We start from the raw sequence: 14067 nt of genomic DNA, 5'->3' as shown, positions 1-14067 counted from the left end.
CCTTGTGGTGAGGATTTGGTGTTTCCGACCCGGTTGAGCGGCTGGTACCCGCTCGCCGGGTCGCTCCCGTCTATGGGCTTGTGAGCGACTGTCACGCCGCCCCCGACGTGCTCGTAGCCGTATTCGCGTCGACCCAGGCGTATACGTCCTCCCAGTCGTACAAAACGCGCCGACCGAGCTTCTTGAACCGCGGACCGGTACCTGTGTGACGCTCTTGCTCAAGCGCTCCGACGGTCGTGCGCCGGTAAGCAGCAACCTCTTTCGGCGTTGCCAACGGCTTGCGGACATCCACTAGACCGAACCTCCATCTCTGATCACTCGAATTTGTGTGACTAGAGATAACCATGCACCCCAGCAACCCTCCTGTCAACTCACTCGAACTGAGGTAATCTCAGCTGTCATGACAGACATCAGCGATCTCGCCGCCGTCGTCGGGGCGAATGCCCGGCGGATTCGACTGGCCAGCGAGACCACGCTCGAGGAGGTGAGCCGCGAGGCGCGGCATGTGGGACTCAGGTGGACAACGGGCAAGGTAGGCGACCTCGAAGCCGGCCGCATCAAACCGACCCTTCCAACTCTGCTCAGCCTCTCGATCGCTTTGAGTTCAGCGACCGATCAGGACGTTGCGCTGAGCGATCTCGTTGCACACGACGGCAATATCCGCATCAACGACGAACTGATCATGACCGGCCGGGCCGTGGCGGCAGCGCTACGAGGGGAGCCCGTCGAGCGTCCCGGTGTCGACGCCACTGGGGTGGTGTCCGATGCATTGCGGGAGCTGTCCGAGTTGCCCGCTTGGCTACGGCAGGGGGTGCGCATGGGAACGGTTCGACAGATACACCACGACTCCACCGAAACCGACGCGAAGGTCAGCCGCGAACTCGGCGTATCCGATCTCTTCATGGTCTTTCTGTCCGCGAAGCTCTGGGGTGAGACGTTCACCCAGAAGCGGAACGAACTCGCTGGCGCTGACGCAAATGCGCAGAAGCGCGGTCGGGTGACGCGCGAACTCAAGGCAGAGCTTTCCAAATTTATTGCGCAACAGAAGGATTTGCACAATGCCCCGTAGGCCACTCGCGCCGGGTGAGCACGGCGATTTCAGCGAACCGAAGTGGAATGAACAAAGGCAGTGCTTCCAGATCTACTGCCTCATCGGCGAACCCATCGGTCGGCCGTCCCGGCTATGGGCATCTGGGGAGACGAAGCGCAAGGCAAAGGACGCACTGAAGGAACGGGTCAAACTGTGGCGTCCGCGGCACACCGCCCTCAGCGCGTACAGCCCTGACGCGACCGTGGCCGAAGTCGTCCTGTCCTGGCTGAAGGCGTACGAGAACAACACGAAGAAGCGACCGCAGAACTCGCGCACCTACCGCCGCGAGATCGAGGCATCGACGGGTCCACTCGCCAAGAAGGACAAGGTGGTCATCGTCGGATCCGACCTCGGCCGGATGAAGGCCGTGGATGTGAAGCCGTTCCACATCCGGTTGCACCTCGAGCAACTGAACTGGTCGACCACCAAACAGGCCCTACAGAAGACGATCCTCAGCCAGTCGTTCCAGATGCTCGTCGACGACGGACTACGGGACTACAACCCGGTCACGGCATTGAAGGGGTACCGCGGCGAGCACGGGCAGCGGGCGCACCGCAAGAACATCGTGGTGAACCCGTACTTCCCGGAGGAACCGCAGCCGTTCACCCCTGAAGAGATGGCGTTGTACTGGGAATTGGAAGCCGCGTACTTCGGCCCTGAGAACCGTCGGTACCGCCGTGACCCGAAGTACCGCGACTACACCAAGCTTGTCTACGACGTGGCCGCGCGGCCGGGCGAAGGCGTGGCAATCCGCTGGACCGATGGCGTGGACTTCGACGCCGGTACGGTCACGCTCGGCGCCACGGTCGTCGACACCGAACTGCGCGTGCGGCAGATCCGGAAAGTCATCGGGGACTACCAGCTCGACGAGCACGAGATAGTCGTTCCGAGCGGCTGGCGAGAGATGGACGACGACCGCGTGCTGTCGGTGGTATATCGGCAGCCGTTCACGAAGACGTTCGAGTCCATGGGAAAGACGGTCAAGGTGACGACGGAGTCACTTGCGATGCTGCGACGGCGTCGTCTGGCCGCTGCACCGGGACAAACCCTCGTTATGCCGAGTAGGGCGGGGAAGGTGCTCAGCGCGGACCAGATGGGGAAGATCTGGCGGCGGATCGTGAAGGGCACCGAGATCGAATGGTCGACACCACGGACACTGCGGAGCACGCGCGCAACCCGCGTCGCCGAGGCACACGGCATCGACGCCGCTCGGCTCATCCTGGGCCATGAGAAGAACTCCCCGGTGACCACACAGCACTATGTCCCGGGCCGCGCCACGGCCGTCGTGGTCGACTTCGCGGACGCACTGTGACGGTTAACCGGCCCAAAGCTGACACAAAACTGTCACAGGGCCGAATTTCGCCTGATCAGTCTGTGGGCTAGACGCAGGTGAGGGCGGGTTTCCACCGCCCATAGGCGTTGCATCGACGCAATGCCTTCATTGGGTAGAACCTACACGGCGACCGCGGGACGCGCCCCGCGTGACCAGGGCACGGAACAACCGTCCGACCAGCGTGTTTCCCGGCGCTGCGCGTCGATCCGAGCGACGAACCCGATCTTGCGTAACGCTCTCCATCGTCACGGAACGGCCACGCCGGGCGCACCGGTACCCGCGTTCCCGCTACCCGATCGAGACCCGCGCTCGCTTGTGAACTCCGGAACGCCGGGCAAACCCACAAGCTGTGCGGACCAACCGGCCGCACCAACCGAATCAGTACGGGAGTGATCGAGATGTGGATGACAGCACACCCAAATCGCGCCCGCGATCGGCGCTGGTCGCGCGCTGGAGCAGCGATCACGGGGTTCGGAGCTTTCGCGGCGGCATTCGTGCTCGCCGCACCCGCCGCGGGCGCTGCGGTCACGACCGCGACCGCGAGCCCGGCACAGGGCACAAGCTTCGGCTTCGGGAACTACGGAACCAACTGCCAATACCGAGTGACTGCGACCGTGGACAACAATCCCTCGACCGAATCCGTGCACTTCGCCGACAGTGCCGGGGGCACCTTCTCACCGAATCCCGCACCGGTGGTCGGCAACCAGGCCACCACGGTCTGGATCCCGGAGGCGACCGGGCAGCACACCATTTCCGCCACGCAAGGCTCCACGCCCGCTTGGACTTCACCGGCAATGACGGTGGGCAACGGAATGAACCTCGGCTTCGCGTGCATGGTCATGCCGTGATCGGCGTTCCGGGCACCGCAGGTTGAGCGCCCGGGTGGCCACAACGGACAAGCGGGCCGTGGCCGCCCGGGCAGCTCTCCCCTCGGCCTGGCCGCCGACGCACGCTGACCGGACCGCCCGGCTCGGCCGCCGCCGTGACAGGCCGCGACGGCGTACGAAAAATCGGCTGAGCCGGTCCGAAAGTTCGGTTACCGGTAGGTTGGGGACCGTGACCGGCCGCATCGCTATCGATGACACTGCCCCGTCCATCCCAGGCGGCCGGCCCGCCAAGGCGGTGGTCGGCGAGGTATTCCCGGTGCGCACAGTGGTTTGGCGAGAGGGACACGAGGCCGTCGCCGCAACACTCGTCGTGCGTGCCCCCGGCGCGTCGCGAGCCACCCGCGTCCGCATGACGCCGGACTACGAGCCCGACGTCTTCAACGCGACCTTCACGCCGAACACGCCGGGGGTTTGGACCTACCGGATCGAAGGCTGGAGCGATCCGATCGCGACCTGGCGATCGGCGATCGAGGCGAAGCTGGCCGTCGGGCAGAGCGCCGCCGACCTGGCCAACGATCTGGAGCTGGGCGCCCGCCTGTTCGACCGCGCGGCACAGGCCGTTCCGAAGAAGCAGTTCGAGCGCTTGCGCGGGGTCGCGGCGGCGTTGCGCGGCGACGAACAACTGCCCGCGCGGGTGGCCCCGGCCTTCACCGAGGAGGTCGCCGAGATCCTGCGCGCCACGCCGCTGCGCGACCTGGTCACCCGGGGGCCGCAACACACCGTCCTGGTCGAGCGGCACCGCGCGCTCTACGGTTCCTGGTACGAGTTCTTCCCCCGCTCGACCGGCGGCCGTGACGCCACCGGCAAGCCGGTCCACGGCACCTTCGTCACGGCCGCCAAGGACCTTCCGCGCATCGCCGCCATGGGCTTCGACGTGGTCTACCTGCCGCCGATCCACCCGATCGGCGAGATCAACCGCAAAGGCCGCAACAACACGCTGACCACCGAGCCGGGCGACGTCGGCTCGCCGTGGGCCATCGGCTCGAAGCACGGCGGTCACGATGCCGTGCATCCGGATCTGGGCACCGAAGCCGACTTCGCCGAGTTCGTCACTACGGCGCGGGAACTGGGCTTGGAGGTGGCGCTGGACCTCGCATTGCAGTGCGCACCGGATCATCCGTGGGTGCAGGCGCACCCCGAGTGGTTCACCACCCTGCCCGACGGCACCATCGCCTACGCGGAGAACCCGCCGAAGAAGTACCAGGACATCTACCCCGTCAACTTCGACAACGATCCCGACGGTCTCTACGCCGAAGTGCTGCGAGTGGTCAAACACTGGATCGCGCTCGGCGTCAGGATTTTCCGCGTCGACAACCCGCACACCAAGCCGGCCGACTTCTGGGAGTGGCTGATCGCGAACGTGTGGCGCACCGACCCGGATGTCATCTTCCTGTCCGAGGCGTTCACCCGCCCCGCCCGGCTCTACGGGCTGGCCCGGCGCGGATTCAGCCAGTCCTACACGTATTTCACCTGGCGAGTGGCCAAATGGGAGCTGACCGAATTCGGCAACGAATTGGCCGCGAAAGCCGACGAGGCCCGCCCGAACCTCTTCGTGAACACCCCGGACATCCTGCACGAGAGTCTCCAGCACGGCGGGCCGGGGATGTTCGCCATCCGCGCCGTCCTGGCCGCCACCCTCGCCCCGACCTGGGGTGTCTACTCCGGCTTCGAGCTGTTCGAGCACCAAGCGGTGCGCCCCGACAGCGAGGAGTACCTGGATTCGGAGAAGTACGAGTTGCGCCCGCGCCCGTTCGCCGAGGCGCTCGCGCGCGGAGAATCGCTGGAGCCCTGGCTCACCCGGCTCAACGAGATCCGCAGGGCGCACCCCGCCTTGCAACAATTGCGCTGCTTGCATTTCCACCACGTGGACAACGACGCGCTGATCGCCTACTCCAAGATCGATCCCGGCAGTGGCGACGCGGTGCTGGTCGTGGTGAATCTCAACCCCTTCGGCGCCGAATGGGGGATGCTCTCGCTCGACCTCCCCGCGATCGGCCGCGAGTGGCACGACCATCCGGTGGTGTACGACGAGGTCAGCGGCGAGGAATACCACTGGGCGCAGACCAATTACGTGCGCTTGGACCCGGCGCGTTCCGTCGCGCACATCATCGCCCTGCCCCCGGTGTCCCAGCAGGCGCGCACCGAGCTGGCCTACCGCAGGACCTTGCGATGAAACGTCGCGACCTCATGCTGCTCGCGGCGGGCACCCATTCCGACCCGCACACCGTGCTCGGCGCGCACCCCCATCCCGAGGGCACGGCCGTCCGGGTGCTGCGCCCGCACGCGGAAACCGTGTCGGTGCGCGTCGGCGGCGACGACCATACGCTGAAGTCCCTCGGCCACGGCGTCTTCGCCGCGGTGCTGCCGTACCCGGAGATCATGGACTACCGCGTCGTGACGACCTATCCGGGCGGCCAGACCATCATCGCCGCCGACGGCTACCGCTTCCTGCCCACGTTGGGCGAACTCGACCTGCACCTGATCGGCGAAGGACGCCACGAACGCCTGTGGGATGTGCTCGGGGCACACCCGCGCCGCTACACGACCCTCGACGGTGACGTCGTGGGCACGTCGTTCGCGGTGTGGGCGCCGAACGCGCGCGGCGTCACCGTGATCGGCGACTTCGACGGCTGGAGCGGCAACACCGCGCCGATGCGCGCGCTCGGGTCGTCCGGGATCTGGGAAGTCTTCGTCCCGGGTGTCGCGCCGGGCGCCAAGTACAAATACCGCGTCCACGGCGCCGACGGGCGGACCGTCGACCACGCCGACCCGCTGGCCTTCGCCACCGAGCATCCTCCGGCCACGGCGTCGGTGGTCACCGAAAGCCACCACGTGTGGCAGGACAGCGCCTGGCTCGAGCAGCGCGCGGCGACCGACCCCACCCGCGCCCCGATGAGCGTCTACGAAGTGCATCTCGGGTCGTGGCGACCCGGCCTCGGCTACCGCGAACTGGCCGATCAGCTCGCCGACTACGTGCGGGCGACCGGATACACCCACATCGAATTGCTCCCCATCGCCGAGCATCCGTTCGGCGGCTCGTGGGGCTACCAGGTCACCTCCTACTACGCGCCGACGGCCCGTTTCGGTTCCCCGGACGACTTCCGCGCGTTCGTCGACCGTATGCACGCGGCGGGCATCGGCGTCCTGCTGGACTGGGTCCCCGCCCACTTCCCGCGCGACGAGTGGGCGCTGGCCCGATTCGACGGCACCCCGCTCTACGAACACGCCGACCCGCGCCGGGGCGAGCAACTCGACTGGGGCACCTATGTGTTCGACTTCGGCAGACCCGAGGTACGCAACTTCCTCATCGCCAACGCTCGCTACTGGATCGAGGAATTCCACATCGACGGCCTGCGCGTCGACGCGGTCGCCTCCATGCTCTACCTGGACTACTCCCGCGCCGAAGGCCAGTGGGAGCCCAACGTGCACGGCGGCAGGGAGAACCTGGAGGCCGTCGACTTCCTGCAGGATCTCAACGAGACGTTGCACCGGCATCACCCCGGCGTCGTGACGATCGCCGAGGAGTCCACCACCTGGCCCGGCGTCACCCGCGGCATCGACGTCGGCGGTCTCGGCTTCACCATGAAATGGAACATGGGCTGGATGCACGACACCCTCGGGTTCCTCGGCCGAGACCCGGTGCACCGCTCCTGGCACCACAACGAGATCACCTTCTCGCTGGTCTACGCCTGGAGCGAGAACTACGTGCTGCCGATCAGCCATGACGAGGTCGTGCACGGCAAAGGCACGCTGTGGACCAGGATGCCGGGCGACGATTTCGCCAAAGCCGCGGGCGTGCGGGCGCTGCTGGCCTACATGTGGGCCCACCCGGGTAAACAGCTGCTGTTCATGGGGCAGGATTTCGGCCAGTTCCGGGAGTGGTCGCACGATCGCGGCCTGGACTGGCACGAACGGGACAACCCGCTGCACCAGGGCATCACCACCCTGGTGCGCGACCTGAACGCGGTCTACCGCGCCCACCCCGCCCTGTGGAGCCAGGACACCACCCCCGGCGGTTACGCCTGGATCGAGGCGAACGACCGTGCGAACAACGTGCTGGCGTTCCTGCGATACGGCTCCGACGGCTCCGTGGTGGCCTGCGTCTACAACTTCTCCGGGTCGGCGCACCACGCCTACCGAGTCGGCCTGCCGCACCAGGGCCCCTGGCTGGAGATCCTCAACACCGACGCCGCAGACTACGGCGGCTCCGGCCTGGGCAACCTGGGCGAGGTGACGGCGACCGACGAGCCGTGGCACGACCGACCCGCCTCCGCCACCGTGACGCTCGCACCGCACGGCGCGGTCTGGCTACGCCCCGCGTAGCGAACGAGGGGCCGCACCCGACACGACCCCGAATCCGCGCGCTCTCAGTACAGTGCCGCGGCCAGCTTGCGGCGCGCGGCCACGACGAACGGCTCGGCCTGATCGAACAGCTCGAACAGCTCCAGCAGCCGGGTGCGCGCCTTGGTGCGCTCGTCGCCGGAAGTGCGCTTGACGACGCCGATCAGCCGATCGAAGGCCGCTTCGGGCCGCTGCTGGAACAACTCCAGATCGGCGGCGCGGATCGCGGCATCGACGTTCGACGGGTCGGCGTCGGCATCCGCGATCGCCGACTCCGGCAGTTCCTGGGCCCGGGCCAGGAAGCGGAGCTGCCGCAGCGCGCCCTTGGCCTCCTCGTTCGCCGGTTCGGCGTCGAGAATCGCTTGGTAGGCCGCCTCGGCGCCGGCCAGATCACCGTGCTCCAGCGCCGCCTCGGCCGCCGCGAAACGCGGGTCCTCCGCTTGCGGCTGCGGCTGCCCGCCGTCCTCCAGCTTGCCCGCCACCGCGTCGACCACGGCGTTCAGCCATTGCCGCACCTGCGGCTCCGGCTGGGCGCCCTCGAAATCGGCCAGCGGCTGCCCGGCCGCGATCGCGATGACGGTCGGGATGCCCTGCACCCGCAGCGCCTGCGCGATACGCATATTGGCCTCGGCCTCGACGGCGGCCAGATCCCAGGCGCCGCCGTCGGCGGCCACCAGACGTTCCAGCGTCCGCACCAGCTCGACGCTGCCCGGACTGCGCTGCGAATACAGCACGACCACCACGGGCACCTGCATCGAACGGCGCAGGACCTTGGTCTCGAAATCGGCCTCGGAAACCGCGTAGTCGCCACCGGCCGGACCGCCCGCGCCTCCCGCGGGCTGCTTCAGGCTGGACAGATCGACCGCGCCGGACATGGCGGCGGCGACAGCGGGCGAAGGACGGCGTGCGGCTGGTCGATTCACGACCTCCAGTTTGTCACGACGTGGCGGATGCGGGTGCCCCGGACTCGACCGAATCGGCGTTGCTCAGCTCACCCAACTGCCCCGTGCGCACCGCCCAGACCTCGAACAGCACCGTGCAGAACGGCGGGATGCTCGACAGCAGCGCCAGAACGGTGGTCTTGGCATTCCAGCCCAGCTCGCGCGCCGCCATGATCGCGGTGATCACGAACAGCACGAACACGATGCCGTGCGTCATGCCGAACACCTTGACCGGCCACAGCACCGGCTCGGGAATCCGCTTGAACACCATGCCGATGATCAGCAGCACCCAGGAGATCGCCTCGAGCACCGCGATGAAACGAAACCGCTTGGCCACCGTACTCAGGTCGAAGACATTGCCCATGCGCCCATTCTGCCCGATGCACTACAGGCTGTCGTAGTGAGCTGTGTCTAATTGGCGGCGCCTTCGGCGCTGGGTGTTCGCGGCCCATCAGTGCCAGGCCGGACAGGACGGCCGATGGCCGCCCACGTCGGGGCGGCCATCGGTTGACGATTCAGGTCGGGGACTCGCCCCGCCGGGCTCAGACGCGGACGATCAGCGCGTCGCCCTGGCCGCCGCCACCGCAGAGCGCGGCCGCGCCGACGCCGCCGCCGCGCCGCTTCAGCTCCAGCACCAGGTGCAGCAGGATGCGGGCGCCGGACATGCCCAGCGGGTGGCCGATGGCGATGGCGCCGCCGTTCACGTTCACCTTCTCCGGGTCGATGCCCAGTTTTCGAGTGGAGGCGATGCCGACGGCGGCGAACGCCTCGTTGATCTCCACCAGGTCCAGGTCGGCGGGCGAGATGCCCTCGCGAGCGCAGGCTTTGGCGATCGCGTTGGCGGGCTGATCCTGCAAGGTCGAGTCCGGGCCCGCGACCACACCCGCGGCGCCGATCTCGGCGATCCAGCTCAGACCCAGCGCCTGCGCCTTCTCCTTGCTCATCACCACGACCGCCGCGGCTCCGTCGGAGATCTGCGACGCGGTGCCCGCGGTGATGGTGCCGTCCTTGCGGAACGCCGGACGCAACTTCGACAGCGACTCCACCGTGGTGTCGGCACGGATGCCCTCGTCCGTGGTCACCAGCACCGGATCACCCTTGCGCTGCGGCACCGCGACCGGGACCACCTCGTCGTCGAAGACGCCGTTCTTCCACGCCGCCGCCGCACGCTGGTGCGAAGCCGCCGCGAACGCGTCCTGATCCTCCCGGCTGATCCGATCGGCCTCGTTGCGCTGCTCAGTGAGCGCGCCCATGGCCTGATCGGTGAAGATGTCGTGCAGGCCGTCGTAGGCCATGTGATCGCGCAGGGTCACGTCGCCGTACTTGAAGCCCTCCCTGCTCTTCTCGAGCAGGTGCGGCGCCTGGCTCATCGACTCCTGACCGCCCGCGACGACGATCTCGTACTCGCCCGCCCGGATCAGCTGGTCGGCCAGCGCGATCGCGTTGATGCCGGACAGGCAGACCTTGTTCAGCGTCAGCGCGGGCACGTCCATCGGGATGCCCGCGGCCGCCGCCGCCTGCCGGGCCGGGATCTGTCCCGCGCCCGCGGTGAGCACCTGACCCATGATCACGTAGTCGACCTGGTCGGGCGCGACACCGCCCTTCTCCAGCGCCGCCTTGATCGCGAACCCGCCCAGATCGGAACCGCTGAAGTCCTTCAGACCTCCGAGCAGCCTGCCGACCGGGGTACGCGCACCGGAGACGATCACGGAAGTGGTCACGACGAGCCTCGCATTCGTAGATCGGACCTGCTCGCGCCCATACCGGCAGTGCGAGAGCAGGTGTTCTACTCAACGGTAGCGGGTGTGTCCCGCGCACCCCGTGCCAGGTCGCGCTACTTTCGAATGGTGAGCAACGTTATCGAACAGTCATCTTTCATCCCCGCGGATTACGTGACCGCGGTGGACCACGTCGGCATCGCGGTGCCCGACCTGGACGCCGCGGTCGCCTGGTACGCGGAGAACCTGGGCATGATCGAGACCCATCGCGAGGTCAACGAGGCCCAGGGCGTGCACGAGGCGATGCTGTCGCTGCCCGGCGCACCCGACCGCGCCACTGCCCTGCAGTTGCTGGCGCCACTCGACGCGGAATCGACGATCGCGAAGTTCATCGACCGCAGCGGCCCCGGCTTGCAGCAACTGGCCTACCGGGTGACCGACATCGAGGCCGTCTCCGCGTACCTGCGCGCCAAGGGTCTGCGTTTGCTGTACGACGCCCCACGGCATGGAACGGCCGATTCCCGCATCAATTTCATTCACCCGAAGGATGCTGGAGGTGTGCTGATCGAGTTGGTCGAACCGAACGCGAATGTTACGCACTAGTATCGGCGTCAGGTCGGGAAAACTCGTTGGAATGACATTCGCAGTCGAGTCACCATCGGCTGTCTTCAGGCTGTAGTTTGTGTGCCATGTCGTCACCCGAGTCCGATCGCAATCGCTTCGTTGCACTGCCCTTCACCGTTGTGCGCAAGGGTTATGCGCAAGACGAGGTGCGTAATTACTTCGACCGCTTCGACGCGGAACTGAGAGTCACCGCCACCGACCGCGATGCGGCTGCGGCCCAAGCACGTAACCTCGCGAGCCAGTTGGAAGACGCGCGCGACGAGATCGACGAACTCCGCAAGGAGGTCGACCGACTCTCGGTGCCGCCGACCACCGCGGAAGGCATGTCCGACCGCATTTCCCGCATGCTCCGGCTCGCCTCCGACGAGGCGTCCGAGGTTCGTGCTCTGGCACAGGCCGAGGCCGCGGAAATGGTGTCGATCGCCGAGCAGCAGGCCACCGAGATGCGTGGCAAGTACGAGTCGCTGCTCGCGGAGACCAAGGAGAAGCGCGAGGCGCTCGAGATCGAATTCGAGCAGACCCTCGCGAACGCGCGCACCGAGTCCGCCAAGATCATCGAGGCCGCCCAGGCCGAGGCCGACCGCATCGCGAAGGAAGCCGACGCGAAGCGCAAGGCCACCCAGCAGGACTTCGAGGCCACCATGGCCGAGCGTCGCACCAAGCTCACCCGCGCCATGGAGGAGCTGGAAGCCACCAGCCGCGCCGAGGCCGCCCAGCGGATCAAGGACGCGACCGACGAGGCCAACCGCCTCATCACCTCCGCCACCCAGACCTCCGAGCGCAAGATCGCGCACGCGAAGGAACTGGCCGAGGAGATGCGCGTACTGCGCGGCCGCGTGCTCGCCCAGCTGCTCGGTATCCGCGGTCAGCTCGACTCGGTGCCCGCGATGCTCGCCGCGGTCAACCGGGAAAGCGAATTGCTCGACGGCGTTCCGGATCAGCGCAAGTCGATCGGCGGCAACACCAAGTCGGTCACCGGCTCCCGTCAGAAGGCGATCCCCGAGGTCGCCACCGAGGACGACGAGATCGACTCGGAAGAGCGCGAGAGCGCCGACATCAGCAACTGACGTCGGGCCACGGCGACTGCAGCACACTGAACCGAATTCACCGAAGGCCGCCCCATCGGGGCGGCCTTCCTCAATTCCGGGTCGATCCGGACCTTCCGGCCTCAGGACCACCGCCGGGTGATTCGCCGAGTGCGGCGACCGTTCCAGCACCCACGATGCCAATGCCTGCGGTCGTCTTCTCCGCCATAAGCCGGCCACGCGACGATGTGCGCGACGCCGGGCGGAATCTCGTGATCGCAGCCGGGGCAGCGGTAGGTCTTTATCGCACGGGCACCCGGAATGGTGCGGACCACATACGCCTCGTCACCATCCGGACCCGATTCGGTTCGTCCGAAAACATCCCCGATCGGCGCGCCCCCCGCCCGCGAGTGATCAGCGTGGCGATCCGAACGCGGTTTCCGGCGGGGCATGCGACAAGCCTATTACTCGCCCGCGCGAGCCCCGCGCGCCCCCGAGTTCAGAACAAGCGGAATTCGTTGCTCTCCGTGCCGCGCAGGGCGTCGTAATCGAGTGTGAGACAGCGGATGCCGCGATCCTCGGCGAGCGTGCGCGCCTGCGGCTTGATCTGCTGGGCGGCGAAGACGCCCACCACCGGAGCCAGCAGCGGATCCCGGTTGAGCAACTCGAGGTAGCGGGTGAGCTGTTCGACGCCGTCGATCTCACCGCGCCGTTTGATCTCCACCGCAACGGTGGCGCCGTCAGCGTCCCGGCACAGCAGATCCACCGGGCCGATCGCGGTCATGTACTCGCGGCGGATGAGGGTGTAGCCCGCGCCGAGCGTTTGCACGTGCTCGGCGAGCAGCTCTTGGAGATGAGCCTCCACGCCGTCTTTCACCAAGCCCGGGTCTACGCCCAGTTCGTGCGAGGAGTCGTGCTCGATGTCCTCGATGGTGATGCGAAGTTCCTCACCGGCCTTGTTGGCAACGACCCACAGCGCCTTCGCTCCATCCGGGAGCTGCGCATCGCCGTTGCGTTCTTCCAGCCAGCACGGCGGGCTCATCCAGTTCAGCGGCTTGTACGAGCCGCCGTCGGAGTGCACGAGCACCGAGCCGTCCGCTTTCATCAGCAGTAGCCTGCGGGCCATCGGAAGATGGGCGGTGAGTCGCCCTACGTAGTCGACCTGACAGCGAGCAATCACTAGGCGCACCCAAGCACTGTAGGCGAACGCCGGTACGCCCCTGTCGTCAGCCCATGAGCAGAATCGCCGCGAGAACCACGCTGACGGCGAGCAACGCGCTTTCGATCCGGGTGAGCTGCCGACGAGTGGTCGTCCTGGTCCAGATCATGAAGAACCCGACCACGGTGCCGATCGTGAACGCCACCAAGTGCCCGACCTGGGTGAAGGTCTGCTCGATGAGCACGCCCTCCACCCCGACGATGAACCACAGCGTCGACCAGGCGGCCCGCCACCGGTAGGGCAGGGCAGCCACCAGCGCCCCGATCAGGGCCATGGCGCCGTAGCTGACACCGACGTCTTCGGCCCAGCGGATGCTCGCGGGCGCCCATCCGGCCTCCACACCCACCCACAGACCCGCCGCGACGAGCAATGTGGCGCCGATGTGACCGGCCAGGAAAACGCGCACCAGCCTCAGCGCACCGAAGCGCAGCTCGGCGAGAGCCAGCAAGCAGGCCAGCAACGGAATGATCACCCACGACCCGACGACGTCGCCGATCACGAATGCGCTTGCCAGCAACGTCCCGATCCGCCCGTCGAGCAAGTTCTGCAGGTTCGTGCTCGCGTGCAGAACCACCCGCGTCTGCGCGGAGTCGCTCAGTACGGAGAAGACCGCCGAGACGACGACCAGCCCCGCCAAGTACACGGCCGTCGCGGGCAGCCGCGGCCGCCACCACCGCGGCCGAGCCGACGTGGCGGACTCGGCCGGCGCCGGGTGACCCGGCGTCGTCGCGACGACCATGCATACCTCCGTTGTTCGCGCGGGGCGGCGATCCATCCCACCCTCCATCATCGTCGTCCGCGCGCTGTATGTGCTTAAGGTTCCCTACGAAATTGCTGCGAAACGTTCTGGCCCGAATACGACGAAAGGCCCTCGACTGTGTCGAGGGCC

13 protein-coding genes are annotated in these 14067 nt (G+C 67.2%); 7 read left to right on the top strand and 6 right to left on the bottom strand.

The genetic code is table 11. The features are described from left to right. Positions 1 to 400: 400 nt before the first annotated feature. The 5 genes from ON21_RS06025 (at position 401) to glgB (ending at position 7633) form a co-directional block, all read left to right on the top strand. Positions 401 to 1069 (top strand): hypothetical protein, encoded by a 669-nt coding sequence (locus tag ON21_RS06025; protein ID WP_039796362.1) that lies wholly within the window; start codon positions 401 to 403, stop codon positions 1067 to 1069. Beyond that, positions 1059 to 2402 (top strand): site-specific integrase, encoded by a 1344-nt coding sequence (locus ON21_RS06020; RefSeq protein ID WP_039796361.1) that lies wholly within the window; start codon positions 1059 to 1061, stop codon positions 2400 to 2402. The genes ON21_RS06025 and ON21_RS06020 overlap by 11 nt, the downstream gene beginning before the upstream one ends. 425 nt (positions 2403 to 2827) lie before the next feature. Continuing rightward, the gene (locus ON21_RS06015; RefSeq protein WP_157170732.1) at positions 2828 to 3271 is read left to right on the top strand and encodes a hypothetical protein; all 444 of its coding nucleotides are present in this window, start codon (positions 2828 to 2830) and stop codon (positions 3269 to 3271) included. Between the two features lie 208 nt (positions 3272 to 3479). Then, the gene (locus ON21_RS06010) at positions 3480 to 5483 is read left to right on the top strand and encodes an alpha-1,4-glucan--maltose-1-phosphate maltosyltransferase (protein WP_039796359.1); all 2004 of its coding nucleotides are present in this window, start codon (positions 3480 to 3482) and stop codon (positions 5481 to 5483) included. Further along, positions 5480 to 7633: a 1,4-alpha-glucan branching protein GlgB gene (gene glgB / locus ON21_RS06005; RefSeq protein WP_039796358.1), complete on the top strand. Its 2154-nt coding sequence runs from the start codon at positions 5480 to 5482 to the stop codon at positions 7631 to 7633. Before ON21_RS06010 ends, glgB begins: the two co-directional genes overlap by 4 nt. 44 nt (positions 7634 to 7677) lie before the next feature. Here glgB and ON21_RS06000 read toward each other — a convergent pair whose 3' ends face one another. The 3 genes from ON21_RS06000 to ON21_RS05990 all read right to left on the bottom strand — a co-directional run bounded on the left by ON21_RS06000 (position 7678) and on the right by ON21_RS05990 (position 10313). Next, a complete protein-coding gene (locus ON21_RS06000; RefSeq protein ID WP_039796357.1) occupies positions 7678 to 8526 on the bottom strand; it encodes a tetratricopeptide repeat protein in 849 nt (282 codons plus the stop codon). A gap of 61 nt (positions 8527 to 8587) precedes the next feature. After that, the gene (locus tag ON21_RS05995) at positions 8588 to 8956 is read right to left on the bottom strand and encodes a DUF3817 domain-containing protein (RefSeq protein WP_039796356.1); all 369 of its coding nucleotides are present in this window, start codon (positions 8954 to 8956) and stop codon (positions 8588 to 8590) included. A 178-nt stretch (positions 8957 to 9134) separates the two neighbouring features. Further along, on the bottom strand, positions 9135 to 10313 hold the full coding sequence (locus ON21_RS05990) for an acetyl-CoA C-acetyltransferase (protein WP_039796355.1): 1179 nt from the start codon (positions 10311 to 10313) through the stop codon (positions 9135 to 9137). A gap of 126 nt (positions 10314 to 10439) precedes the next feature. Here ON21_RS05990 and mce point away from each other — a divergent pair, with 126 nt between their 5' ends. Further along, positions 10440 to 10913 (top strand): methylmalonyl-CoA epimerase, encoded by a 474-nt coding sequence (mce, locus tag ON21_RS05985; protein ID WP_245562476.1) that lies wholly within the window; start codon positions 10440 to 10442, stop codon positions 10911 to 10913. A gap of 86 nt (positions 10914 to 10999) precedes the next feature. Continuing rightward, positions 11000 to 12001, top strand: a complete 1002-nt coding sequence (locus ON21_RS05980; protein WP_039796353.1) for a coiled-coil domain-containing protein — start codon at positions 11000 to 11002, stop codon at positions 11999 to 12001. A gap of 101 nt (positions 12002 to 12102) precedes the next feature. Here ON21_RS05980 and ON21_RS39870 read toward each other — a convergent pair whose 3' ends face one another. Genes ON21_RS39870 through ON21_RS05970 form a run of 3 tightly spaced genes read right to left on the bottom strand, consistent with a single transcriptional unit; the run spans position 12103 to position 13917 of the window. Next, positions 12103 to 12411 (bottom strand): Rv1322 family protein, encoded by a 309-nt coding sequence (locus ON21_RS39870; RefSeq protein WP_083880417.1) that lies wholly within the window; start codon positions 12409 to 12411, stop codon positions 12103 to 12105. Positions 12412 to 12458: 47 nt separating this feature from the next. After that, positions 12459 to 13148 (bottom strand): endonuclease NucS, encoded by a 690-nt coding sequence (gene nucS / locus ON21_RS05975; protein WP_039796352.1) that lies wholly within the window; start codon positions 13146 to 13148, stop codon positions 12459 to 12461. A gap of 37 nt (positions 13149 to 13185) precedes the next feature. Then, complete coding sequence (locus ON21_RS05970; RefSeq protein WP_051020395.1) at positions 13186 to 13917, bottom strand: rhomboid-like protein; 732 nt, start codon at positions 13915 to 13917, stop codon at positions 13186 to 13188. Positions 13918 to 14067 lie beyond the last annotated feature (150 nt).

The sequence above is a fragment of the Nocardia araoensis NBRC 100135 genome, from assembly GCF_000308435.1.
Lineage (GTDB): Bacteria > Actinomycetota > Actinomycetes > Mycobacteriales > Mycobacteriaceae > Nocardia > Nocardia araoensis.
This window is presented reverse-complemented; position numbering and strand designations above follow the sequence as displayed.

Bases quoted from the DNA above. Each gene is read 5' to 3' on its own strand.
- ON21_RS06025 (WP_039796362.1), top strand. From the start codon at position 401: ATGACAGACATCAGCGATCTCGCCGCCGTCGTCGGGGCGAATGCCCGG.
- glgB (WP_039796358.1), top strand. From the start codon at position 5,480: ATGAAACGTCGCGACCTCATGCTGCTCGCGGCGGGCACCCATTCCGAC.
- ON21_RS05980 (WP_039796353.1), top strand. From the start codon at position 11,000: ATGTCGTCACCCGAGTCCGATCGCAATCGCTTCGTTGCACTGCCCTTC.
- ON21_RS06015 (WP_157170732.1), top strand. From the start codon at position 2,828: ATGACAGCACACCCAAATCGCGCCCGCGATCGGCGCTGGTCGCGCGCT.
- ON21_RS06020 (WP_039796361.1), top strand. From the start codon at position 1,059: ATGCCCCGTAGGCCACTCGCGCCGGGTGAGCACGGCGATTTCAGCGAA.
- ON21_RS06000 (WP_039796357.1), bottom strand. From the start codon at position 8,526: ATGTCCGGCGCGGTCGATCTGTCCAGCCTGAAGCAGCCCGCGGGAGGC.
- ON21_RS05970 (WP_051020395.1), bottom strand. From the start codon at position 13,917: ATGGTCGTCGCGACGACGCCGGGTCACCCGGCGCCGGCCGAGTCCGCC.
- ON21_RS05995 (WP_039796356.1), bottom strand. From the start codon at position 8,956: ATGGGCAATGTCTTCGACCTGAGTACGGTGGCCAAGCGGTTTCGTTTC.
- ON21_RS39870 (WP_083880417.1), bottom strand. From the start codon at position 12,411: ATGCCCCGCCGGAAACCGCGTTCGGATCGCCACGCTGATCACTCGCGG.